At 67.0% G+C, this 23,433-nt stretch carries 16 protein-coding genes and 1 tRNA gene; 7 read left to right on the top strand and 10 right to left on the bottom strand.

The window, feature by feature from the left end:
* Positions 1-125: 125 nt before the first annotated feature.
* On the bottom strand, positions 126-1,148 hold the full coding sequence (locus AB6806_RS10365; protein WP_142022033.1) for a bile acid:sodium symporter family protein: 1,023 nt from the start codon (positions 1,146-1,148) through the stop codon (positions 126-128).
* Positions 1,149-1,277: 129 nt separating this feature from the next.
* On the opposite strand from AB6806_RS10365, the gene AB6806_RS10360 reads away from it, so the two are divergent.
* Positions 1,278-2,195, top strand: coding sequence for a LysR family transcriptional regulator (locus AB6806_RS10360; protein ID WP_142022032.1), 918 nt, complete (start codon positions 1,278-1,280; stop codon positions 2,193-2,195).
* A 24-nt stretch (positions 2,196-2,219) separates the two neighbouring features.
* Here the strand turns inward: AB6806_RS10360 and bglX are convergent, their stop codons facing one another.
* Positions 2,220-4,562: a beta-glucosidase BglX gene (gene bglX, locus AB6806_RS10355; RefSeq protein ID WP_142022031.1), complete on the bottom strand. Its 2,343-nt coding sequence runs from the start codon at positions 4,560-4,562 to the stop codon at positions 2,220-2,222.
* 352 nt (positions 4,563-4,914) lie between these two features.
* Here bglX and AB6806_RS10350 point away from each other — a divergent pair, with 352 nt between their 5' ends.
* The gene (locus AB6806_RS10350) at positions 4,915-6,522 is read left to right on the top strand and encodes a glucan biosynthesis protein G (RefSeq protein WP_282568287.1); all 1,608 of its coding nucleotides are present in this window, start codon (positions 4,915-4,917) and stop codon (positions 6,520-6,522) included.
* A gap of 93 nt (positions 6,523-6,615) precedes the next feature.
* Here the strand turns inward: AB6806_RS10350 and AB6806_RS10345 are convergent, their stop codons facing one another.
* The 4 genes from AB6806_RS10345 to cpdR all read right to left on the bottom strand — a co-directional run bounded on the left by AB6806_RS10345 (position 6,616) and on the right by cpdR (position 9,413).
* Positions 6,616-7,824 (bottom strand): MFS transporter, encoded by a 1,209-nt coding sequence (locus tag AB6806_RS10345; protein ID WP_370954556.1) that lies wholly within the window; start codon positions 7,822-7,824, stop codon positions 6,616-6,618.
* 62 nt (positions 7,825-7,886) lie between these two features.
* Positions 7,887-8,333 (bottom strand): VOC family protein, encoded by a 447-nt coding sequence (locus tag AB6806_RS10340; protein WP_112764863.1) that lies wholly within the window; start codon positions 8,331-8,333, stop codon positions 7,887-7,889.
* Positions 8,334-8,814: 481 nt separating this feature from the next.
* Positions 8,815-8,889, bottom strand: a tRNA-Val gene (locus AB6806_RS10335).
* 164 nt (positions 8,890-9,053) lie between these two features.
* Positions 9,054-9,413, bottom strand: coding sequence for a cell cycle two-component system response regulator CpdR (gene cpdR / locus AB6806_RS10330; RefSeq protein WP_038363805.1), 360 nt, complete (start codon positions 9,411-9,413; stop codon positions 9,054-9,056).
* Between the two features lie 255 nt (positions 9,414-9,668).
* Between cpdR and AB6806_RS10325 the strand changes: the two genes are divergently transcribed.
* The gene (locus tag AB6806_RS10325) at positions 9,669-10,589 is read left to right on the top strand and encodes an N-formylglutamate amidohydrolase (protein WP_370954555.1); all 921 of its coding nucleotides are present in this window, start codon (positions 9,669-9,671) and stop codon (positions 10,587-10,589) included.
* Between the two features lie 337 nt (positions 10,590-10,926).
* Entirely contained in the window at positions 10,927-11,709 is a 783-nt protein-coding gene (hisN, locus tag AB6806_RS10320; RefSeq protein ID WP_370954554.1) for a histidinol-phosphatase, read from the top strand.
* Here hisN and AB6806_RS10315 read toward each other — a convergent pair.
* Entirely contained in the window at positions 11,614-12,669 is a 1,056-nt protein-coding gene (locus AB6806_RS10315; RefSeq protein ID WP_370954553.1) for an alpha/beta fold hydrolase, read from the bottom strand. The genes hisN and AB6806_RS10315 overlap by 96 nt on opposite strands.
* 321 nt (positions 12,670-12,990) lie before the next feature.
* Between AB6806_RS10315 and AB6806_RS10310 the strand changes: the two genes are divergently transcribed.
* Complete coding sequence (locus AB6806_RS10310) at positions 12,991-13,464, top strand: Hsp20 family protein (protein WP_038363810.1); 474 nt, start codon at positions 12,991-12,993, stop codon at positions 13,462-13,464.
* A 225-nt stretch (positions 13,465-13,689) separates the two neighbouring features.
* Here the strand turns inward: AB6806_RS10310 and AB6806_RS10305 are convergent, their stop codons facing one another.
* Entirely contained in the window at positions 13,690-14,556 is an 867-nt protein-coding gene (locus tag AB6806_RS10305) for a hypothetical protein (protein ID WP_260368465.1), read from the bottom strand.
* Positions 14,557-14,646: 90 nt separating this feature from the next.
* Positions 14,647-15,702 carry a threonine aldolase family protein gene (locus tag AB6806_RS10300; protein WP_370954552.1) on the bottom strand — a complete coding sequence of 352 codons (1,056 nt, stop codon included), beginning with the start codon at positions 15,700-15,702 and terminating at the stop codon, positions 14,647-14,649.
* 611 nt (positions 15,703-16,313) lie between these two features.
* Here AB6806_RS10300 and gltB point away from each other — a divergent pair.
* Both gltB and AB6806_RS10290 read left to right on the top strand, forming a co-directional pair.
* Positions 16,314-20,996, top strand: a complete 4,683-nt coding sequence (gene gltB / locus AB6806_RS10295; protein WP_113254916.1) for a glutamate synthase large subunit — start codon at positions 16,314-16,316, stop codon at positions 20,994-20,996.
* Between the two features lie 97 nt (positions 20,997-21,093).
* Positions 21,094-22,518 (top strand): glutamate synthase subunit beta, encoded by a 1,425-nt coding sequence (locus AB6806_RS10290; RefSeq protein WP_142022027.1) that lies wholly within the window; start codon positions 21,094-21,096, stop codon positions 22,516-22,518.
* Positions 22,519-22,874: 356 nt separating this feature from the next.
* Here AB6806_RS10290 and AB6806_RS10285 read toward each other — a convergent pair whose 3' ends face one another.
* Positions 22,875-23,408, bottom strand: coding sequence for a DUF3859 domain-containing protein (locus tag AB6806_RS10285; protein ID WP_142022026.1), 534 nt, complete (start codon positions 23,406-23,408; stop codon positions 22,875-22,877).
* Between the last annotated feature and the right edge of the window lie 25 nt (positions 23,409-23,433).

The following is a 23,433-nucleotide window of genomic DNA, read 5'->3' as shown; positions in this document are numbered from 1 at the left end:
CTCGCTTCCGGGAGAGCGACGTCCTTTCATGTGGGGGCAGGCAGGGGATCAACAAGGCTGAAGCCCGGCTTGTTCCGGTGGAGCGAGGTGAGACGTAAGCGCGCAGATCGCGCGCCCGGCTTCGTTCAGGCCTTTGCCGGGCCGAGCATGGGCTGGGATTCCGGCTCGGGATGGGTCTCGACGGGACGCTTGGCGTAACGCTGCGCCAATGTGGCGCAGGCGAAGAGCTGGATCTGGTGGAACAGCATCAGCGGCAGGACGATGAGGCCGAGCGCCTGGCCGGGGAAGAGGATGTTGGCCATCGGAATGCCGCTCGCCAGGCTTTTCTTCGAGCCGCAGAAGACGATGGCGATCTCGTCCTCCTTGGAGAAGCCGAAGCGGCGGCTGACGACCGTCGTGATCACCAGAACGGCCGCGAGCAGGACCATGTCGAGCAGCACGACGGCGACGAGGTCGCCCGCCGTGACCTGCGACCAGATGCCGGCCGCCATGCCTTCGCTGAAGGCAGCGTAGACGACGAGCAGGATCGAGCCGCGATCGACCAGCGAGATCACCGCCTTGTGCCGCTGCAGGAATGTGCCGATCCAGGGGCGCAGGATCTGGCCGACCGCGAAGGGCGCCAGGAGCTGGAGCGCGATGCTCTCCACCGCCGCGGTGCTGAAGCCCCCGCCGTTCGCGTTGAGCAGCAGCATGACGAGCAGCGGCGTCACCACCATGCCGAACAGGTTCGAGACCGAGGCGCTGCACAGAGCGGCGGCGACATTGCCGCGCGCGATCGAGGTGAAGGCGATGGAGGATTGCACCGTCGAGGGCAGCACGCAGACGAACATCAGCCCGAGAATCAGAGTGGGGGAGAGAAAGTTTCCGAACGCCTTGGTCAGGCCGAGCCCGAGCAGCGGGAACAGCACATAGGTGCTGGCGAAGACGAGGGATTGCAGCCGCCAGTGCAGCAGACCGTCCCAGACCGCCTTCGGCGAGAGCCGTGCGCCATAGAGGAAGAACAGCAGCGCGACCGCCACGGAGACCGCGTCATTGGCGACCACGGCGCCCCGGCCGGTGGCCGGCAGGATGATCGCGATCGCGACGGTGGCGAGGAGCGCAAGCAGATAGGGGTCGATGCCGAAACGGGCGAGGGTGCGGCGGAGCATCTGATGCCCTCCTGAATGAGCGGCTTCTGCGGCATCGGCCTGTTCCGAAAATCGCCTGCCACTTTCGGGCCGATGCTGTAACAGATCGCCGGCTCATTTTGATCCGGACTGGACATGATATTGCTCATCATGAATCATGATGAGGTGACATCCGATCCGAAACCGCTCGATCCCGTGCTGCTGCGCAGCTTCCTCAAGGTCTGCGAGACGCTGAGCTTCACCGAAGCGGCGCGGCAGCTCGGCTTACGGCAATCCTCGGTCAGCCAGCATGTGGCGCGGCTGGAGAAGCGGGTGGGGCGCAAGCTGCTAGCGCGGGATACGCATGAGGTCCGCCCGACGCCGGATGGCGATGCGATCCAGCCCTTCGCCCGGCAGGTGCTCGAGGCCGGCAGCCGCATCGAGCACTATCTCAAGGGCTCGACGCTACGGGGGCGCCTGCGGCTCGGCGTCTCCGAGGATTTCGCCTTCACGGCGCTGCCGGACATCCTCGCGGAATTCGCGATGCAGCATCACGCCGTCGATCTGGAGCTGACGGTGGGCTTAAGCGGCCGGCTCTACGAGCAATACGATGCGGGCGATCTCGACCTCATCTTCGTCAAGCGCCGCAATGGCGACGCGCGCGGCGTCGTCGCCTGGGAGGAGCGGCTGGTCTGGGTCGGGCGGCCGGGCTCGCGGCTGGCCGAGCAACCGGTGGTGCCGCTGGTGCTCTATCCGCCGCCGAGCATCACGCGCATCCATGCGATCGAGACGCTGGAACAGGCCGGCCGGGCCTGGCGCGTCGCCTGCACCAGCGGAAGCCTTGCGGGCCTGCGTGCCGCCACAGTGGCGGGGCTCGGCGTCACCGCGCATTCGGCGCGCTTGATCCCGCCCGGGCTGGCCGAGGCCGAGCCGCGCGAGGCATTGCCGCGGCTGGGCTCGATCGAGTTCGTCGTGGTCGGCGGGCAGTCGCATGAGGAAGCGGCGCGGGCGCTCGCCGCCAGCATCCTCTCCGGCGCCGGCCGGCTGCTACCGGCCGAGAGTTCCACGGGGCGGCGGGGCAGGGCATAGAGCCTGCCGAGCTTCGGGAACGCGTCAGACGAGCTCGAAGCTCTGCACCAGGACGTCGTGCGAATCGAGGCCGAGCTGCACGTCGAAGCGCCCGTTCTCGACCACTTCCTTGAGCTCGCCATTGATGAATTTGAGCTCATCCTCGCCGATCTCGAAACGCACGACGCGGCTCTCCCCCGGCTTGAGCGTGACCTTCTGGAAGCCCTTCAGCTCCTTCACCGGCCGCGCGATCGAGGCGTAGGGGTCGGCGATGTAGAGCTGCACGACATTAGCGCCCTCATAGCTGCCCTCATTGGTCAGCGTCGCCTCGGCGCTCAGCTTCTCGCCGCGCTTGAGGCGCGTGGCCGAGAGCTTCAGATCCTTCAGCGTGAAGCGGCTGTAGCTCAGGCCGAAGCCGAAGGGATAGAGCGGGCCTTGCGCCTCCTCGAAATATTGCGAGGTGTAGTTGCCCGGCTTGCCCTCGGTATAGGGCCGGCCGATGCGCAGGGCGTTGTAATAGGTCGGGATCTGACCGACCGAGCGCGGGAAGCTGATCGGCAGCTTGGCGGAGGGGTTGTGATCGCCGAACAGCACGTCGGCGATGGCGTTGCCGCCTTCGGTGCCGGTGTACCAGGTCTCCAGCAGCGCGTCGGCATTGTCCTTCTCCCAGCCGATCGCGAGCGGCCGGCCGTTCATCAGCACGACGACGAGCGGCTTGCCGGTCGCCTTGAGCGCCTGCAGCAGCCGGCGCTGCGAGCCGGGCATGTCGATGCTGACGCGGCTTGAGGATTCATGCGACATCCCGCGCAACTCGCCGACGGCGGCGATCACCACATCGGCCTGGCTGGCGACCGAGACGGCTTCCTCTATCATCGCCTCGATGCTGCGCGGGTCCTGGACGACCTCGGGTTTGTCCCAGTTCAGGAAGTTGAGGTACTCGACGACCTTCTGGTCGTCGATGACGTTGGAGCCGCGGGCGGTGACGAGGCGCGCCTTGCCCTCGATCGCCGCCTCGAGGCCGGCGCGCAGCGTCACCGCCTGCTCGGGCACACCCTGGGCCGACCAGCTTCCGAGGATGTCGAGCCCGGAATCGGCCAGCGGGCCGATCAGCGCGATGGTGCCTTGCTTCTTCAGCGGCAGGGTCTGGTTGCGGTTCTCCAGCAGCACGATGGTCTCGCGGGCGATCTCGCGGGCCGGCTGGCGGTTGAGGCGGCTGTCGGCCTTGACGTCGACGGGATCGTCCTCGGGCTTGCCCATGCGCAGGAACGGGTCGGCGAACAGGCCCATATCGTATTTCGCGCCCAGCACCTCGCGGACGCAGGCGTCGATCTCGGCCATCTTGATCTCGCCCGAGGCGATCAGCCCCGGCAATTCGGCGAGATAGACCTGATCGGCCATGCTGAGGTCGATGCCGGCCTTGACGGAGAGCTTGGCCGCCTCGCGATTGTCGCGCGCGACGCCGTGCCGCGTCAGCTCGGTGATCGCGCCGTGATCGCTGACGGTGACGCCCTTGAAGCCCCATTCCTTGCGCAGGAGATCCTGCAGCAGCCAGGTATTCGAGGTCGCGGGCACGCCGTTGATGGAGTTGAGCGCGACCATGACGCCGCCGGCGCCGGCATCGATCGCGGCCTTGTAAGGCGGCAGATAGGTCTGGCGCATCCGCAGCGGGCTCATATCGACCGTGTTGTAGTCGCGCCCGCCCTCGACCGCGCCGTAAAGCGCGAAATGCTTGACCGCCGCCATGATGGTGTCGGGCTTGTCGGGCGAGGTGCCCTGGAAGCCGCGCACGCTGGCGCGGGCGCATTCGGAGACGAGATAGGGGTCCTCGCCGAAGCCTTCGGAGGTGCGGCCCCAGCGCGGGTCGTGGCTGATATCGACCATCGGCGCGAAGGTCATGTCGACGCCGTCATTGCAGGCCTCGACGGCCGAGACGCGGGCCATCCGCTCGATCACGGCCATGTCGAAGCTCGACGCCAGCCCGAGCGGGATGGGGAAGGTGGTGCGGTGGCCGTGGACCACGTCATAGGCGAAGAATAGCGGAATCTTGAGGCGGCTGCGCTTGACGGCGGCCTCCTGCAGCGGCCGATTGTCGCGCCGGATGACGGTGTTGAAGGAGCCTGCGATGCGCCCGGCCGCGACCTCGTCCATCAGCTTGGCATGCGGCATTTCGGGGCCGATGCTGATCAGGCGGAGCTGGCCGATCTTCTCGTCGACGGTCATGCGTTTGATGAGGTCGTCGACGAACGCCTTCTTGGCGGCGTCAGAGGGCTTTCCGGCCCGTTTCGGCGTTGCCAGTGCGGGATTCGCGGTCATTCCCACCGCCAGCGCGGCCCATGAGATGGCCCCGAGCGCCTGCCGCCGGGACAGGCCGTTCCTGCTCTCCTCCATGCGGGAACCATCCCCTCGCCGGTCGGCGACTGGCACGCTGTTCTGATTGTCCATGCTGTGTTCGTTCACTTCGATCGAGGTTGGCGGGGGAGGCGCGGGCGCGGGTCGAATTGGTCGGCGCTCATTCCTTGACCCTTGTCCCCACGATGGGCATGTGTGCTCGGACGCGCCTCTGCCAGTGCAGGACCGGCGCATATCCTGCCATTCGTTATGTAAGGGAGCTTCTGTGAACTTGTCGACCCGTCCCGCGGCCGCACCCTGCGATCCGACCCGACGTTTCTCGATCCGGTCCACCCAGGCTTCGTTCGGATTCAAGCCTTCCCGGCGGAGGCCCGGCCTTGCAAGGCTGCAGGTGGCTCTGGGCTGGCTGGTGGCCGGCACGCTCGCCTTCTGCGCCTCGGCGATGGCGCAGGAACGCCCGGCCTTCGGGCTGGGCGAGGTGGTGGCGCGGGCGAAGGCGCTGGCGGCGGCCCCCTATGCCGCGCCGGTCAGCAACCTGCCCGACGTCTTCAGCAAGATGCAGTTCTTCGACTACCAGAAGATGCAGCCCCGGCGCGATCGCTTCGCCTGGTCCGAGCTGGACACGCCGTTCAAGCTGTCCTTCTACCACCAGGGCATGCAGTTCAACACGCCGGTCAGGATCAACGAGATCGTCGACGGCGCTGTGAAGGAGATCCCCTACGATCCCGGCCGCTTCGATTTCGGCGACCTGCATTTCGACCGCGAGCAGACCAGCAAGCTCGGCTGGGCCGGGTTCCGGGTGTTGTTTCCGGTCAACGAGCCCGGCAAGAACGACGAGATCATGAGCGTGCTGGGCGCGAGCTATTTCCGCGTCATCGGCAAGGGCCAGATCTATGGGCTGTCCGGGCGCGGGCTCGGCATCGACACCGGCCTGTCGATTCCGGAGGAGTTCCCTGCCTTCCGCGAATTCTGGATCCGCCGCCCGGCGGCGCTGGACACGTCGCTGACCTTCTATGCCCTGCTCGATTCCCCGCGTGCGACCGGCGCCTATGAATTCACCCTGACGCCCGGTTCCGACGCGGTGCTCGCCGTCAAGGCGCGCGTCTTCCAGCGCCCGGGCGGGAAGCCGGCCCTGTTCGGCGTCGCACCGCTCACCAGCATGTTCCTGTACGGCCCCAACCAGCCGTCGCCGGTCTATAATTTCCGCCCCGCGATCCATGATTCCAACGGGCTCGCGATTCATGCCGGCAATGGCGAATGGATCTGGCGCCCGCTCAACAACCCGCCGATGGTCGCGCTCAGCAGCTTCGCGGCCGAGAATCCGAAAGGTTTCGGCCTGCTCCAGCGCGGCCGCTCGTTCTCGCGCTACGAAGATCTGAAGGACCGTTACGATTTGCGCCCGAGCGCCTGGATCGAGCCGATGAACGACTGGGGCAAGGGCTCGGTCCGCCTCGTCGAGATTCCGACCGCGGACGAGACCAACGACAACATCGTCGCCTTCTGGGCGCCGGACACGCTTCCGCCCCCCGGCCAGCCGATGCAGTTCGACTACCGCATGCACTGGACCATGGATGAGCCGGCCATCATGAAGGACGGCCCGGCCCATGTGCTGCAGACGCTGCGTGCCACGGGCGAAATCTATCAGTCCAACCTGATCCGCGCCGGCGACGGCACGCTCGCCTTCCTCGTCGATTTCAAGGGGGAGCGGCTGCGCGACCTGCCTCAGGGTGCGCCGGTTACGGCGCTCGTCAGCGCCAACGACAATGTCGAGGTCGTGGGCACGCTGCTCCAGCCCAACCCGGCCATCCAGGGCTGGCGCCTGACCTACCGGATCAAGGTCAAGGACTCCACCAAGGTGTCCGAGCTGCGGGCCGCGCTGGAGGCGGATGGGCGCACGCTTACCGAGACCTGGAGCTTCCAGCTTCCGCCGCTGCCGGCCAGCATGTCGCCCGGCGACAGGGAGCGTTATCTCAATCTCCTGCGGATTGGGCAGCAGTAGTGCTGCGAGCCGGGGGCATCTGCCCTCGAAGCGATGATCCCGCGCCGGGCACCGACCCCGCGCGGGGAGGCGCCGGATCGGCTGGGCGCGCTGTCATGCCGGTGCCATGTCCCGCTGCCTGCCGGCGAACGGCCGGAAGGTCATCAGGACCAGCATCGCCGCCAGCCCCAGGGCCCAGGAGGCGGCATACATCGGCACATAGCTGGCGAAATGGTCATAGATCATGCCGCCGAAGAGGGGGCCGATGGACATGCCAAGGCTGCCGGCCATCGCCGTGCCGCCGATGATCGTGCCCATCATCCTGAGCGGGAAGTTCTCGCGGATGATCACGGCGTAGAGCGGCATCGTGCCGGCATAGATGAAGCCGACCACCACCGCGACGGCATAGAAGCCGGCGAGCTCCCCGACGAAGGCATAGGCGAGCACGCCGAAGGCCTGCGCCAGCAATCCGATGACGAGAACGCGCTGGGCGCCGAAGCGGTCGCCCGCGACACCAAAGCCGATGCGGCCGAACATGCCGGCCAGCCCCTCGACGCTGTAGATCGAGACCGCCGCGATCATCGGGATGCCGCAGGTCACGGCGTAGCTCAACGTGTGGAAGATCGGGCCGGAATGGGTGGCGCAGCAGAAGAAATTCGCCAGCATCAGCGTGATGAACTGCGGCGAGCGCACGGCCTGCCTGACCGTCATCCCTTCTTGCGGGCCCTCCGTCATCGCCCCGGCCTCGGCGTGATCGAGCGCGGGCGGCCGGCGCACGAGGAGCGCGGCCGGGATCATCAGCGCCGCCGCAATGCCGGCGATGATCAGCATGGCGCCGCGCCAGTCATGAATGGTCACCAGCCAGGCCGCGAGCGGCGCCATGGTCATCGGCGCCATGCCCATGCCGGCGGAGACGAGCGAGACGGCAAGCGCGCGCTGCGTCTCGAACCAGCCGGTGACGCAGGCCATCATCGGCGCGAAGACAGCGGCCGTCGCGCCGCCGACCAGGAGACCGAACAGGAGCTGGAACTCGACCAGCGACTGTGCCCGGCTGGCGAGCGCGAGGCTCGATGTCAGCACGATCGATCCCGTCAGCACCACCGGGCGCGGCCCGAACCGGTCGGAGAGGTTGCCCCAGACCATGCTGGCGCCCGCCATGGCGAGGAAGCCGATCGTCATCGCCGTGGAGATGCCGGTCACCGACCAGCCGGTGTCCTGCGACATCGGCCTCAGGAAGACGGGCAGCGAGAACATGGCGCCGACCGCGGCGCAGCCCAGCAGGGCACCCGCAGCGACGATCACCCAGCGATAGGGATGGTTCATGACATTCTCCGGGATGCGCCGGCGCCGGCATCCATATCCTTCAACCGGTGTTTCGGGGCGGATCAGCTCTGCGGCGGCCGCCAATCGGCCGAGGGCAGGGTGTTGACCATCCAGGGGATGCCGAACTTGTCGACGAGCGAGCCGAAGCCGGGCGACCAGAAGGTCTCGGCGAACGGCATGCCCACCTTGCCGCCTTCCGAGAGCTGCTCGAACCAGCGCTGGCTCTGCGCCTTGTCGGTGCCGTGCAAGGTGACGTCGAAGCCGTTCTTGGGCTTGTCGATGTTGGAGGCCCAGCCGACATCCATGTCGGCGCCCATCAGGGCCTGGTCGCCGACCTCCAGCCAGCAATGCATCAGCCAGCTCTTGTACTTCTCGTCGGTGATCGGCATGCCGGGAGGCGCGTCGGCATAGGGGATGGCGGCGGTGATCTTGCCGCCCAAGACCTTGGCGTAGAATTCGAACGCCTCGCGGCACTGACCGCGGAAGCTCAGGCTGGTCACGATCTTCATGGTCGTCTCCTTTGTGATCGGGCTTCGGCGCGCGTCAGGCGAGATCGATGGGGCCTTCCGCACCGGGCTCGCCTGTCGGCCGGCGCGTCACCTCGACGATCCGCACCGTCGTCGAAGAGCGAGGCGCAAAGGGGCGTCGCGTCTTGGGCGTGGCCGCCCCGGAACATCAGGACGTGCAGCATCGTGGACACGGTCCGATTCCTTCCAGGCGGGCGCGGAGAACGGTTGCCCTAGCCGGTCGGCGGTTTCTTCTTCGTTGATATCAACGTAATGATCGCGCCGATGTCAACCTTGCGGCCGCGCGTTCCTGCCAGCTCCTGTCAGTGGGGAGACGGTGCCCAGGCTGGCCGCGTTTCCGGGGCGGCGGGGCAGTCCCCATGGTGTTCGCAGATGAGGTCGAGTCCTCGTCCGGCGGTGCGATCGCCATCGCGTCGAGGCAAGAAAAAACCCTGCAAGACCAGGGTCTTGCAGGGTTCGAAAATGGTGGGCGCGACAGGGATCGAACCTGTGACCCCTACGATGTCAACGTAGTGCTCTCCCGCTGAGCTACGCGCCCGTCAGCCGCCCTTGGCGACTTTCGGAAGCGTGTCCGGGCCTTGCGGCCGCAGTCACGCTGCGAGGTGAGGGGGCTATAGCGGCTCGCCTCGCGGCTTGCAAGGCGTTTGCCGCATAAATTCTCACAGGCCATCCGACACCCCGTTGCAGGGTGCCGAACAGGCTTCAGGCGGCCAGCAATTTCTCGACTTCGTTGACGAGCTCGCGCAGGTGGAAGGGCTTGGAGAGCACCTTCGCATCCTTCGGTGTCTGCGAATCGGGGTTGAGCGCCACGGCGGCGAAGCCGGTGATGAACATCACCTTGATGTCGGGATCGAGCTCGGTGGCGCGGCGCGCCAGCTCGATGCCGTCCATCTCCGGCATGACGATGTCCGTCAGCAGGAGCTCGAAGGGTTCCTCGCGCAGACGATTATAGGCCGACAGGCCGTTATCGAAGGAGGCGACGTCATAGCCTGCATTCTGCAGGGCCTTGACCAGGAAGCGACGCATATCGTTGTCGTCTTCCGCGAGCAAAATCTTCGTCATGGGCCTGTTCTGTCCGTCCCCGAGGCCGGTCTCTCCCGGCGCTGCCCGGGCGATGCCGCGTCCGTTTCAATGCGTCTGGCGCCCGCGCCGCCGTCGGGGCCGATGCGGCTGGGTAGCGACCCCGCCGCTTCGTTGGAACCATGCCCTCTTATAAGGCCAGATCGTGGTAAACAACGCGTGAATCCACTGTTGCACGACAGCCACTCTTTCGGCGCCGCTTCAACCCGTTCGGTTTGTGTGCTTCAGTCAGGTGAAATGAGCTTTTCCTCTGCCCCGTTTCCGCCCGCGCCCGACGATGTCGTCGGCGAGATCGACCGTCCCTACAGCCTGTACCAGCCGGCGCTGCAGGTGGTGCCGGTGGTCGTCGATGTGCCCCATGCCGGGAGGCGTTATCCGCCGGGCTTCGTCGAGCAGGCGCGCTTGCCGCTCAAGGGGCTCAGGCGCTCCGAGGACGCTTTCGTCGACCGGCTGTTCGCGCAGAGCGTCGCGCTGGGCGCTCCGCTGCTCGTCGCGGAATTTCCCCGCGCCTATCTCGACGTGAACCGCGAGCCCTACGAGCTCGATCCGCGGATGTTCGACGGGCGGGTGCCACCCTTCGCCAATACGCGCTCGATGCGGGTCGCCGGCGGGCTCGGCACGATTCCGCGAATCGTCGGCGATGCGCAGGAGATCTATTTCGGGCGCATCCCGATCGCGGAGGGCCTTGGCCGGATCGACGCGCTCTATCGCCCCTATCACGCCGGGCTGCGCGGGCTCGTGCAGCGGACGCAAGGGGCGTTCGGCACCTGCATCCTGGTCGATGCCCATTCGATGCCTTCGGCCGGGCTCGATCGCGAGGGATCCGCGAAATCGGACATCATCCTGGGCGACCGATTCGGCACCAGCGCGGCCGGCTACATCATCGACATCGCCGAGGAGGCTTTCGCCCGGCTGGGCCTGAGCGTCACGCGCAACCGGCCCTATGCTGGCGGCTTCATCACGGAGCATTACGGCGCCCCCGCTGCCGGCGTGCATGCGCTGCAGATCGAGGTCAACCGTGCGCTCTACATGAACGAGGCGACGCTCGAGCCGCATGACGGCTTCGAGACCTTGCGCGACGCCATATCCCGCGCGCTTGCCGATTGCTTCGCCCGCTGGAGCGGCTGGCTCGACGAATGGCGCGAGGCGGCCGAGTAGCCGCGCCCCGTGGCCGCGACGCGGCATCGGCCAGCCAAGAAAAAAGGGCCGCACACTTGCGTGGCGGCCCAAGTCTAGGGAGGAAACGCCCAAGGAGGGCAAGCGAAGGTTTGAAGCGATCTCCCCTTCGCAGATGCACAATAAGACTGTGCGGCGCAAAAACGCAAGCGGATTTGTCGGATATCAAAGCAGCCATGCGTTGGTTGCATGGTTGACCCCGAAAATCGTTGCAAACAAAACGATCTATGACATTTGGCAGAGGGCTGCGATCTCGCCGGGATCGGACTATGGGCAAGGTTATGTTGCAGAGCACAATAATCCAGCAAGGGACGTCCCGATGAGTGCGGTCGATTTCGGTGCCTTCGTGGCGGATCTGGCGACGCAGTCAGGCCAGGCGATCCTGCCGTTCTTCCGGGCGCATCATACGGCCGAGGACAAGTCGGGCGGGGGCGTGTTCGACCCGGTCACCGAGGCCGACCGCGCCGGCGAGACGGTCATGCGCCGCCTCATCGGCCAGCATTTCCCGGAGCATGGCCTGCTCGGCGAGGAGTTCGGCAGCGAGAACACCGATGCGGACTATGTCTGGGTGCTCGACCCGATCGACGGCACGCGGGCCTTCATCTCAGGCATTCCGGTTTGGGGCACGCTGATCGGGCTGACGCGCAAGGGCGTGCCGGTCTATGGCATGATGCACCAGCCCTTCACGGGCGAGCGCTACTCCGGCGACGGGCGCGAGGCACGCTATGAGGGTCCCGGCGGGCCGCGGCGGCTCAGGACGCGGCAGGTGCCGGACCTTGCGGCGGCGACGCTGATGACGACCTCGCCCGCGCTGTTCCAGGGTGAGGAGGCGCAAGCCTTCCAGCGCGTCGAGCGCGCGGTGCGGCTCTCGCGCTATGGCTGCGACTGCTACGCCTATTGCATGCTCGCCGCCGGCCATGTCGATCTGGTGATCGAGAGCGGCCTGAAGCCCTATGACATCGTCGCGCTGATCCCGGTCATCGAGGGCGCCGGCGGCGTCGTCACCTCATGGGATGGCGGGAGCGCTGCCGGGGGAGGCCGCATCGTCGCCGCCGCCAGCGAGGCGCTGCATGAGGCCGCGCTCGATCTTCTCGCCGGCTGAGGCGGCCTCTGCCTGGTCCTCGCCGGGGATGAAGGCGTCGAAGGCGGCCCAGAACCGGGCGCGGATCGCATCGCTCTCCATCAGGATCTCGTGGCGCGCCTCGGGGAAGACCAGCGCCGAACCGGTCTTGAGGCGGGCCGCGAAGCGTTCGATCGCCGGTGTCGAGACGACGGGGTCCTGTCCGGCGGCGATGATCAGGGTCGGCACCTTGACGTCGAGCGCAGCGGAGGGGGCGTTGAGCCGGGCCATCAGCCGGAAGGCGTTGCGGACCCAGGCGATGGTCGGGTCGCCGATGCTGAGATGGCGCGCCTGCGCCGACAGCTTGCTGTTGCGCGCATAGCGAACCGGATCGCTGGTCAACCGGTTGCCCGCGAAGGGTTTCGTCGCGATGGCGGTGTCGCCGCCGCCGGGGACGAAGGCGCGGCCGAAGCCGAGCCAGTACAGGATGCTGGCGAGCCGGCTCGCCCCTGCAGGGTTCTTCACCATGGTGAGGCCGAGCATGGGGGCGAGCGCGACCATGCGCGAGACCGGCAGGGCGCCGTGACGCGCGGCATCGAGACAGAGCGCGGCGCCCATCGAATGGGCCAGAACGAAATAGGGCGGCGGGAACTTCGCCTGCATCTCCGCCATCGCCAGGGCGAGATCGGCCTCGTAATGCTTCAGCCGGCCGACATGGCCCTTGCGCTCGCGGCGGACGAAGCGCTGCGAGCCGCCCTGGCCGCGCCAGTCGAAGGCGAGGACATGGAAGCCGCGCCGGCGCAATTCGGCGATCGTCTCGCTGTAGCGCTCGATGAATTCGGCCCGGCCCTGGACGAGGACGATCGTGCCGCGCACCGGTTTCACGGTCGGGTGCCAGCTCGCGAGGCGCAAGGCGGCGCCGTCGCGCGTCGTCGCCAGCCAGACCTTGCCATGGCCCGGGACGGGATAGTCGGGATCGGCGAAAAAGGCGGCCTCGGCCATTGCTGCTCCGGGCAATGACGCCGGACCGAAAAGTGGACATCACCCTTCGAAAAAATCCGATGCCATCGCGATTAGATCGATCGCCGTCATCACGTCCGGTGGGGCGCAAGGCAACCTGAGCTCACGCCGCCTGCCGGCCACGCGAACTCGTATCGGGCTTTGTCAGGCCCCGTTTATGCCCTTGGCGCGAGGCTCTTGAAAAGCCGAAAACGCTTCCCCAGATCACTTCTGCGCAGGCCGGAACCGGCTGCGTGAAACCCAACAGGGCCCGCGCTCAGGCGAGGCGGGCCGCAATGCATGTCGCTTTCCGGAGGACACATCATGCGTCATTTCGATCTCTCCCCCCTCTACCGCTCGACCGTCGGCTTCGACCGCCTGTTCTCGATTCTCGACCAGGCGACCAGCAATGATTCGGCCCCGAGCTATCCGCCCTACAATATCGAGCGTACCGCCGAGAACGCCTACCGCATCACCATCGCGGTCGCGGGCTTCGGCGAGGCCGACCTCTCGATCGAGAGCAAGGAAAACGCGCTGACCGTCAAGGGCGAGAAGCAGGCCTCCGACACGGCCGAGAAGCGCGAAGTCCTGCATCAGGGCATCGCCGCACGCGCCTTCGAGCGTCGCTTCCAGCTTGCCGATTATGTGCAGGTGACGGGCGCCAGCCTCGAGAACGGCCTGCTCCATATCGACCTCGTGCGCGAAATCCCCGAGGCCAAGAAGCCGCGTCAGATTCCGATCGGCGCCGGTTCGGCCAAGGTCATCGAGGCCAGGGTCGGGACCGCCAAGGCGGCGTAGTTCCTCACGCCCCGACGGTTTGAAGAGCGAGGGCTCCCGGTGACGGGGGCCCTTTTCGTTTGGCTGCGGAAACACAGCCGTCATGGTCGGCCTTGTGCCGGCCATCCCCGTCTTCCCTGATCGAGGGCGGTGTCCAAGACATGGGTGCTCGCCACAAGCGCGAGCATGACGAGGGTGGAGCCGGTGTCCCGTTGACCGGCTGGGGACTTCGTGAGCCCCCAAAAGTCACTGCAGCGGCGTGACCGGCGCGATCGGCGTTTCAGGCTTGGGGTTGGCCGTGCCGGTATCCTGCCCCTGCACCGGAGCCAGCGGTACGGCGGCCTCGGCGGAGGCCGGCGGTGGCGCTGAGAGCGGCGGCTGGCGTTCGGCCGTGTCGGTGCCGCGCACATCCTGCGGATTCACCAGCTTGGGTTTTTCGGTGCCGTTGTCCGGGTTGACCGGGCCGGGCGAAGGCTCGGCGGGGGCGGCGGCCGGGGGCGGCGTCTGCGTCGCCGGCGCGCTGGCCTCGACCGGGGGCTGCGGTGCGGGTGGGGTCGGCGCCTGCTCCGGCGCGGGCGGGGCGGCCGGCGCGGGTGGAACGATGGTCGCGGGGGCGCTCGCCTCGGCCGGGGGCCTCAATTCGGCCGGGCGCTGCGGCGGCTTCGGCACGAGTCGCGGTCGCGGCGGCTCGCGCTCCTCGCGTGGGTCGACGCGGGCGATATTCGGCCCCAGGTCGGCCTGGCCGTTGCGCAGCGGCACGCGGCGGATCAGGTTGCCGGCGAAGGCATCGAGGATCAGCCGCTGCCGCTGGCCGTTCGCCCGCATGCCGTCGACGACATAGGCGTCCTCGCTCCGATAGAGGCGGTCGATCCGGACGAAGCCGTAATTCTCGGCGGCGATGCGGCGGATGTCGTAGGCCGTCACCGGCTCGGCGATGCGGGGCGCGGAACGGTAGCCATATCCGTAGCCATAGACATAGGCTGGCGGATAGGGCGCCGGCTCTTCGTAATAATAAAACTGGGCGGCGGCGCCTCCCGCCGAGCCGGCGAGTGCACCGGCCACGGCCAGACCCATCAGGCCGATGTGCCTCGACGCGGTCGAACGTTGTGCCATGCCATCTTCCTTAACGAGGTGTCGCGCCTTTCAGTCTTCCTTAGCGATTGCGGCAGGCATGGGGCCGGACCGGGCCGAAAAATCCCTGTGTCAGTCGGAGATCGCCGCGATCAGCCGGCCGACCTCGCCGGGATCGGTCGCAAAGGACATGACGAAGCGGCCGACGATCTCACCGTCCTGCAAGGCATTGTCGGGGGCGAGCGAGCGGCCGGGCCAGGAATGGTAGCGCACCTCAGCCGCGGTCAGCCGTTCCTGCGTGGCGGGAGGCAGGATCAGGAAAACCTCGTTGGCCTGGCAGGGCCAAGCGAGGCGCGCCTCGCCACCGTTGCCGACCGCATCCGCAAGACGCTTCGCCTGCGCATTGGCGTGGCGGGCGAGATCGAGCCAATGGTCGTCGGCCAGCAGGGCCTCGAACTGCGCGCCGAGGAAGCGGCCCTTCGACAGGGTCTGGCCGGCGCGCTTGCGGCGCCATTTCATCTCCTCCGCGCGGCCGGGGTCGAAGAAGACCACTGCCTCGACCGCCCAGGCGCCGTTCTTGGTGCCGCCGAAGGAGAGCACGTCGACACCGGCCTTCCAGGTGATCTCGGCCGGCGTGCAGCCCAGCGTGACCAGCGCATTGGCGAAGCGCGCTCCGTCCATATGGACCGTCAGATTGCGGGCCGTGACGGCTTCTTTCAGCGTGCGGATTTCGGCCGGGGTGTAGATCGTGCCGCATTCCGTCGCCTGGGTGACGGAGAGGGCCTGGGCCTGGACATTGTGGAAGCTGCCCTCGTTCAGGTTGCCCAGAGCCCGCGTCACCGCCTCTGGCGTCAGCTTCCCGCCGATGCCGGGGAGATCGACCAGCTTGGCGCCGTCGCTGAAGAATTCCGGCGCGCCGCATTCGTCCTCGACGATGTGGCTTTCCTCATGGGTGATGACGGCCCCCCAGGGCCTGACCACGCTGGCGAGCGCCAGGGCATTGGCCGCGGTACCCGTGGTGACCAGGAAGGCGGCGACCTCCCGCTCGAACAGCGCTGAGAGGCGCTCCTCGACGCGCTTCGTCCAGTCATCCGCGCCATACCCCGCTGCGGGGCCGCCATTGGCGGCGGCGAGGGCGGCCATGACGCGGGGGCTGGCGCCGGCGGTGTTGTCGCTGATGAAGTTCATGGAGGAAAGGGTTATGGGGCGACCCAGCTTCTGCCAAGCGACGAAGGCGGGGAGGGGGCTTGCACGCCGTGCCGGTCGGGACAGGCTCAGAACAAGAAGCGTATCGCCGGAGTCGGGCTTTCATACCGGAAATGTCTCGTGGGAATCGGGTATCGCAATAAAATTTCGTTTCTGCCTCAAATCGGTGCTTGTGCGCAGATTGGAATTCTGGCAAATTCGTCTCGATAGGACAGTGTTGCTGTCCCATTTTTCATCGCGCCGACCAAAAGCCGTCCCAGGCTGAGGTCGCGCCGTCGCAACGGAGGCGAGCATGACGAGGGGCCGGGCTGCTAATGCCAAAGCCGACCGTACGCGCGCCGTCCGTAAAACGACGGCCTAAGACAGGCGCGACCGGGCGATAGCCGCCCGAAGCGCCTGCGGAGGACGCGGGCGCGGTGGAAACAAAGCGCAAGCAAGCCTCTGACAAAAGACAAGGCCGATCCGTTCTGGCCCTTTCCTTGCTGCCGGCTTCCGGCCGGCTCGGAAAGACCGGCGCGGAAAGGGATGGTGTGGGCTTGATACGCCTGCCTGCCGGCATCGCGCCGGTGGGTTCCGGCGAGCGGGGTTTGACGATGAGCGCGACCAGCCAATCGAACGAGGATATCGGGCGCTTCCCGGCCGTGCGCGACCCGGCGCTGCCGACGCATCAGGGCCTCTACAACCCGGCCAATGAGAAAGATTCCTGCGGCGTCGGCTTCATCGCCGACATGAAGAACCGCAAGAGCCACGCCATCGTGCAGCAGGGCCTGCAGATCCTGCACAATCTCGACCATCGCGGCGCTGTCGGCGCCGATCCGAAGCTCGGTGACGGCTGCGGCATCCTTACCCAGATCCCGCATCGCTTCTTCAAGGAAGAGACCGCGAAGCTCGGCATCGATCTGCCCGAGCCCGGCTTCTACGCCATCGGTCAGTTCTTCATGCCGCGCGATCCGGCGATCCGCGCGCTCTGCGAGGAGATCATCTCCCAGGCCGTCGAGGAGGAGGGCCTGAATTTCCTCGGCTGGCGCGATGTGCCGGTCGACAATGCCGATCTCGGCAAGGCGGTACTGGAGACCGAGCCGGTGCATCGCCAGCTCTTCGTCGGCCGCCCGGACGACATCACGGACGAGGACGAGTTCGAGCGGCAGATCTATGTCCTCAGAAAGTCCGTCTCGAACAAGGTCTACCGGCATCAGGAGCGCAAGACGGCGGAGTACTACCCCGTCTCGATGTCCTGCCGCACCATCGTCTACAAGGGCATGGTGCTGGTGAACCAGCTCGGCTCCTACTTCAAGGATCTGCAGGATGAGCGCTTCGACAGCGCGCTCGCCCTGGTGCATCAGCGCTTCGCGACCAACACCTTCCCGTCCTGGCGCCTCGCGCACCCCTACCGGATGGTGGCGCATAACGGCGAGATCAACACGCTGCGCGGCAACGTCAACTGGATGGCGGCGCGGCAGGCGAGCGTCGATTCCGACCTGTTCGGCTCGGATATCTCGAAGCTCTGGCCGATCTCCTATGAGGGCCAGTCGGACACCGCCTGCTTCGACAACGCGCTCGAATTCCTGGTGCAGGGCGGCTATTCGCTCACCCACGCCATGATGATGCTCGTGCCGGAGGCGTGGAACGGCAACCCGCTGATGGATGAGGAGCGGCGCGCCTTCTACGAGTATCACGCCGCGCTGATGGAGCCCTGGGACGGGCCAGCCGCGATCGCCTTCACCGACGGGCGCCAGATCGGCGCGACGCTCGACCGCAACGGCCTGCGCCCCGCGCGCTATCTCGTCACCGATGACGGGCTCGTGGTGCTGGCTTCCGAGTTCGGCGTGCTGCCGATCCCGGAGGAGAAGATCGTCGAGAAGTGGCGCCTCCAGCCCGGCAAGATGCTGCTGATCGACCTCGAGCAGGGCCGCATCATCGGCGATGACGAGATCAAGACGAGCCTTTGCCTCGCCAACCCCTACAAGGACTGGCTGAAGCGCACCCAGATCGTGCTGGAGGATCTGCCGCCGGTCGAGGCGCGGGCCTCGCGCACCGACGTGCCGCTGCTCGATCGCCAGCAGGCCTTCGGCTACACCACCGAGGATGTCCGCCTGCTGATGGCGCCGATGGCGGTGACCGGGCAGGAAGCGGTCGGCTCTATGGGCACGGACACGCCGATCTCGGCGCTCTCGTTCAAGTCGAAGCTGCTCTACACCTATTTCAAGCAGAACTTCGCGCAGGTCACGAACCCGCCGATCGATCCGATCCGCGAGGAGCTGGTGATGAGCCTGCTCTCCTTCATCGGGCCGCGGCCGAACATCCTCGATCTGGAAGGCACCTCGCGCCGCAAGCGCCTGGAAGTGCGCACCCCGATCCTGACCAATGACGATCTCGAGAAGATCCGCTGCATCGGTCATTACGAGGATCGCTTCGACACCAAGACCATCGACTTCACCTATCCGGCGCGCGAGGGCGCGGCCGGCATGGATGGCGCGCTGGAGCGGCTCTGCGAGCGCGCCGAGGCGGCGGTCCATGGCGGCTACAACATCATCATCCTGTCCGACCGGCAGGTCGGCGCCGACCGCATCCCGATCCCGGCGCTCCTGGCGACGGCGGCGGTGCATCATCACCTGATCCGCAAGGGCCTGCGCACCTCGGTCGGCCTCGTCGTCGAATCCGGCGAGCCGCGCGAGATCCATCATTTCTGCTGCCTCGCCGGCTATGGCGCCGAGGCGATCAACCCCTATCTCGCCTTCGACACCCTGCTCGACCAGCATGCGCAGGGCGCCTTCCCCGAGGAGGTCGATGCCGACGAGGTGGTGAAGCGCTACATCAAGTCGGTCGGCAAGGGCGTGCTGAAGGTGATGTCCAAGATGGGCATCTCGACCTATCAGTCCTATTGCGGCGCGCAGATCTTCGACGCCGTCGGCCTGAAGAGCGCCTTCGTCGACAAGTTCTTCTTCGGCACGGGCACGGCGATCGAGGGCGTCGGCCTCGACGAGATCGCCGAGGAGAGCCTGCGCCGTCACCGCGACGCCTTCGGCGACTCGCCGCTCTACCGTGACAGCCTCGATATCGGCGGCGAGTACATGTACCGCGTCCGCGGCGAGGACCATGTCTGGAAGCCGGATGTCGTCGCCTCGCTCCAGCACGCCGTGCGTCTCAACGCGCAGGACCGCTACGAGGAGTTCGCCCGGCAGGTGAATGACGACGAGCAACGGCTCAGCACCATCCGCGGCCTGTTCAAGCTCAAGATGGCGGCCGATGAGGGCCGGGCGCCCGTGCCGCTGGAGAGCGTCGAGCCTGCGTCCGAGATCGTGAAGCGTTTTGCCACCGGCGCGATGTCCTTCGGCTCGATCTCGCGCGAGGCGCATGAGACGATGGCGCTCGCGATGAACCAGATCGGCGGCAAGTCGAACACCGGCGAGGGCGGCGAGGAAGCGATCCGGTTCAAGCCGATGCCGGACGGGCGCTCGAAGCGCTCGGCGATCAAGCAGATTGCGTCGGGCCGCTTCGGCGTCACGGCCGAGTATCTCGTCAATGCGGACGTGATGCAGATCAAGGTGGCGCAGGGTGCCAAGCCTGGCGAGGGGGGGCAGCTTCCCGGCCACAAGGTCGACGCCAAGATCGCCCGGACCCGGCATTCGACGCCGGGCGTCGGCCTGATCTCGCCGCCGCCGCATCACGACATCTATTCGATCGAGGATCTCGCCCAGCTGATCTTCGACCTGAAGAACGTCAACCCGGCGGCCGATGTCTCGGTCAAGCTCGTCTCCGAGATCGGCGTCGGCACGGTGGCGGCCGGCGTCGCCAAGTCGCGCGCCGACCACATCACCATCTCCGGCTTCGAGGGCGGCACCGGCGCGAGCCCGCTGACCTCGCTGAAGCATGCCGGTTCGCCCTGGGAGATCGGCCTCGCCGAGACGCAGCAGACCCTGGTGCTGAACCATCTGCGCGGGCGCATCGCGCTGCAGGTCGATGGCGGCCTGCGCACCGGCCGCGACGTGGTGATCGGCGCTCTGCTCGGGGCCGACGAGTTCGGCTTCTCGACCGCGCCGCTGATCGCGGCGGGCTGCATCATGATGCGCAAGTGCCACCTCAACACCTGCCCGGTCGGCGTCGCGACGCAGGACCCGGTGCTGCGCAAGCGCTTCAAGGGCCTGCCCGAGCATGTGGTGAACTACTTCTTCTTCGTCGCCGAGGATGTCCGCAAGATCATGGCGGAGATGGGCTTCACCAGCCTCGACGAGATCGTCGGCCGCTCGGACCTGCTCGACAAGCGCGAGGCGATCGAGCACTGGAAGGCGAAGGGGCTCGACTTCAGCAGGCTGTTCCACAAGGTCGACCTGCCGGGCGTGGCGATCCGCCATGTCGAGTTGCAGAAGCACCCGATCGACGATGTGCTCGACCGCAAGCTGATCAAGGCGGCGCAGGGCGCGGTCGAGACCGGCACGCCGGTCGTGATCGAGGAAAGCATCTGCAATGTCGACCGCTCGACCGGCGCGATGCTCTCGGGCGTCGTCGCCAAGAAATACGGCCATGCCGGCCTGCCGGACGACACCATCACGGTGAAGCTGAAGGGTACCTCGGGCCAGAGCTTCGCGGCCTTCCTGGCGGCTGGCGTTACGGTCGAGCTCACCGGCCAGGCCAATGACTATGTCGGCAAGGGGCTCTCCGGCGGCAAGCTGATCGTCCGGCCCGATCCCGCGACCCGGGCCGTGGCCGAACGCTCGATTATCGTCGGCAACACCGTGCTCTACGGCGCGATCTCGGGCGAGGCCTATTTCCGCGGCGTCGCGGGCGAGCGCTTCGCGGTGCGCAACTCCGGCGCCATCGCGGTGGTCGAGGGCACGGGCGACCATGGCTGCGAATACATGACCGGCGGCGTCGTCGCCGTCATCGGCCAGACCGGGCGCAACTTCGCCGCGGGCATGTCGGGCGGCATCGCCTATGTGCTGGACGAGGACGGCACCTTCAAGTCGCGCTGCAACCTCTCGATGGTCGATCTCGAACCGGTCGAGGAGGAAGAGGAGCTGATGGAACGGCTGCACCATCACGGTGGCGACCTCGAGCATAAGGGCCGCATCGACATGACCAACATGTCGGGCCATGACGAGGAGCGCCTGATGCAGATGCTGACGAACCACGCGAACTACACCGGTTCGGAGCGTGCCCGCACGATCCTCGACAACTGGGCGGATTACCGCACCAAGTTCGTCAAGGTGATGCCGGTCGAGTACCGCCGCGCGCTACGCGAAATGGAGCAGGCCCGCACCTTGCAGGCCGCGGAATAAGCGAAACGCCACCTGCCGGGGCCGTCACGGTCCCGGCACCCGGAACAGGTTAAGGCATGCGCGCGGGGCGACCCGGGCACAGGGCGAGAGAAACGGCATGGGCAAGGTCACGGGCTTTCTCGAATACGACCGGCAGGAGCAGAAGTATCAGCTCGCCGGCGATCGCATTCGCCACTTCCGAGAGTTCACGCTCCCGCAGGAGGAGCGCGATATCAAGAAGCAGGCGGCGCGCTGCATGGATTGCGGCATCCCCTTCTGCCACGGCCCGACCGGCTGCCCGGTGCACAACCAGATCCCGGACTGGAACGAGCTGGTCTATTCCGGCGGCTGGGAGGATGCGCTGCGTAACCTCCACTCCACCAACAACTTCCCGGAGTTCACCGGCCGCATCTGCCCCGCGCCTTGCGAGGAAGCCTGCACGCTGAACCTCGAGAATATGCCGGTGACGATCAAGACGATCGAGCAGGCGATTGCCGACAAGGGCTGGCAAGAAGGCTGGATCGCGCCCGAGATCCCGGCCAGGCGCACCGGCAAGCGCATCGCCATCGTGGGCTCGGGGCCTGCCGGCATGGCGGCCGCGCAGCAGCTCGCCCGCGTCGGCCACGACGTCCATCTCTATGAGCGCGAAGCCAAGGCCGGCGGTCTGCTGCGCTACGGCATTCCCGACTTCAAGATGGAGAAGAAGCATATCGACCGCCGGGTGAAGCAGATGGAGGCGGAGGGCGTCACCTTCCACTACAACGCCAATGTCGGCGTGACGCTGCCCTTCGCGACGCTCCTTGCCGAGCACGACGCGGTGCTGATGACGGGCGGGGCGGAAGCGCCGCGCGATCCCGGCCTGCCGGACACCAACCTCGCCGGCGTGCATTACGCGATGCCCTACCTCACCCAGCAGAACAAGCGCGTCGGCGGCGAGGACGTCTCCGGCGAGGCGCCGATCCTGGCTGCGGGCAAGCATGTCGTCGTGGTCGGCGGCGGCGATACGGCTTCGGACTGCGTCGGCACCGCCTTCCGGCAGGGGGCGCTCTCGGTGACGCAGCTCGACATCCGGCCGATGGCGCCGGAGATCGAGGACAAGCTCACGGTCTGGCCCTATTGGCCGACGAAGTTCCGCACCTCCTCCTCGCAGGCCGAGGGCGCGGAGCGCGAGTTCCAGGCGGCGACGCTCGGGCTGGAGGGCCGCAACGGGCGGCTGACCGGTGTGAAATGCGCGCGCGTCGATGAGAAGCGCAAGCCCATCCCCGGCACGGAATTCGTGCTCCAGGCCGATCTCTGCTTCCTCGCCATCGGCTTCGCCGGCTCGGTGATCGAGGGCATGATCGCGCAGTCGGGCGCGGCCGTGGACAAGCGCGCCAATGTCGTCGCCAACGACCGCGACTACGCCACCAGCGTCGACAAGGTCTTCGTCGCCGGCGACATGCGCCGCGGCCAGTCCCTGGTCGTCTGGGCGATCCGCGAGGGCCGCCAGGCGGCGCATGCCATCGACAAGCATCTGATGGGCGAGACCATCCTGCCGATGTGACGGGGGCGCCCTCCATTGCGGGAGCTTGCCGATTTTCGGTAGAAACACGCCGTCATTCCGGGCTTGACCCGGAATCCATCGTAGAGTGCTCAAGCACCAAATGCCGGGACCAGCCGCCCTCGGACCCGCGTGGCGTAATCCGAGCAGCCGGCAAGCTGGCCTGAAGAACGCGATCCTCCGCGATCGTGCGATGGAGCAGGGAACGGCAGGCTGAAGATCACGATGAGCGCCGCCGCGAGGCACGATCCGAGTACAGCCCGCTTGCCACGATGATCGGAATCCCGGCGGTGTCTCCGGGACGGCGGACGATCCGCCGGCGCACACTTACCGCTTAGTGTCCGCAACAGGATATGCGATCAGCCGACGCCGCAATCGGAGTTGGGGGCGCCGGGCGGGGAAGCGGTGACGGTGAAGTCCTTCCGCGCGATCTCCTGCCCGCCGGCCGAGACGATGAAGGTCCAGCTGCCCGGCTCCATTTCCCATTCGTGATCGAAGGTGAAGCCGATATGGGTGACGCCCTCGATCACCGCGCTCGGGAAGCGGTCCTGCGTGCTGGTCTTGCCATCGGGGCTGGTGAACTGGGGGTGCAGGACGCGGACGGAGACCTGGCGCGGCAGGATCTGGGGAATGGCGTCGCTCAGCTTGAGCGTGAGGCCGAAATTCCGGCATAGCCGCGCCTCGATGCGGTCCGCGCGCTCGAGGTAGCGGATGTTCTTCATTTCGCGAGCCGGTTCGAGACCGGTTCCGCCGGGCGTCGGGGCCGCCATCATGCGGCGACCCACCGTGACCCCGAAATCGACGATCTCGGCTTTCGGCGCGGCGACCGCGGAGCCGGAAACGGCGGCAAGAATCATCGCGGCCATCGCGGCCATATATAGGCGTTTGCTCATGAGACCTCGGGGGCGCTCCGCTGCC

Source organism: Allobosea sp. RCC_152_1 (genome assembly GCF_041360765.1).
Taxonomy (GTDB): Bacteria; Pseudomonadota; Alphaproteobacteria; order Rhizobiales; family Beijerinckiaceae; genus Allobosea; species Allobosea spartocytisi.
Note: the sequence above shows the minus strand (reverse complement) of the source record. Positions and strands in the feature narration are given on the sequence as shown.

Excerpts from the sequence above, each read along its gene's own strand:
- AB6806_RS10365 (WP_142022033.1), bottom strand. The coding sequence starts at position 1,148 with ATGCTCCGCCGCACCCTCGCCCGTTTCGGCATCGACCCCTATCTGCTT.
- AB6806_RS10360 (WP_142022032.1), top strand. The coding sequence starts at position 1,278 with ATGAATCATGATGAGGTGACATCCGATCCGAAACCGCTCGATCCCGTG.
- bglX (WP_142022031.1), bottom strand. The coding sequence starts at position 4,562 with ATGGAGGAGAGCAGGAACGGCCTGTCCCGGCGGCAGGCGCTCGGGGCC.
- AB6806_RS10345 (WP_370954556.1), bottom strand. The coding sequence starts at position 7,824 with ATGAACCATCCCTATCGCTGGGTGATCGTCGCTGCGGGTGCCCTGCTG.
- AB6806_RS10340 (WP_112764863.1), bottom strand. The coding sequence starts at position 8,333 with ATGAAGATCGTGACCAGCCTGAGCTTCCGCGGTCAGTGCCGCGAGGCG.
- cpdR (WP_038363805.1), bottom strand. The coding sequence starts at position 9,413 with ATGACGAAGATTTTGCTCGCGGAAGACGACAACGATATGCGTCGCTTC.
- AB6806_RS10325 (WP_370954555.1), top strand. The coding sequence starts at position 9,669 with ATGAGCTTTTCCTCTGCCCCGTTTCCGCCCGCGCCCGACGATGTCGTC.
- hisN (WP_370954554.1), top strand. The coding sequence starts at position 10,927 with ATGAGTGCGGTCGATTTCGGTGCCTTCGTGGCGGATCTGGCGACGCAG.
- AB6806_RS10315 (WP_370954553.1), bottom strand. The coding sequence starts at position 12,669 with ATGGCCGAGGCCGCCTTTTTCGCCGATCCCGACTATCCCGTCCCGGGC.
- AB6806_RS10310 (WP_038363810.1), top strand. The coding sequence starts at position 12,991 with ATGCGTCATTTCGATCTCTCCCCCCTCTACCGCTCGACCGTCGGCTTC.
- AB6806_RS10305 (WP_260368465.1), bottom strand. The coding sequence starts at position 14,556 with ATGGCACAACGTTCGACCGCGTCGAGGCACATCGGCCTGATGGGTCTG.
- AB6806_RS10300 (WP_370954552.1), bottom strand. The coding sequence starts at position 15,702 with ATGAACTTCATCAGCGACAACACCGCCGGCGCCAGCCCCCGCGTCATG.
- gltB (WP_113254916.1), top strand. The coding sequence starts at position 16,314 with ATGAGCGCGACCAGCCAATCGAACGAGGATATCGGGCGCTTCCCGGCC.
- AB6806_RS10290 (WP_142022027.1), top strand. The coding sequence starts at position 21,094 with ATGGGCAAGGTCACGGGCTTTCTCGAATACGACCGGCAGGAGCAGAAG.
- AB6806_RS10285 (WP_142022026.1), bottom strand. The coding sequence starts at position 23,408 with ATGAGCAAACGCCTATATATGGCCGCGATGGCCGCGATGATTCTTGCC.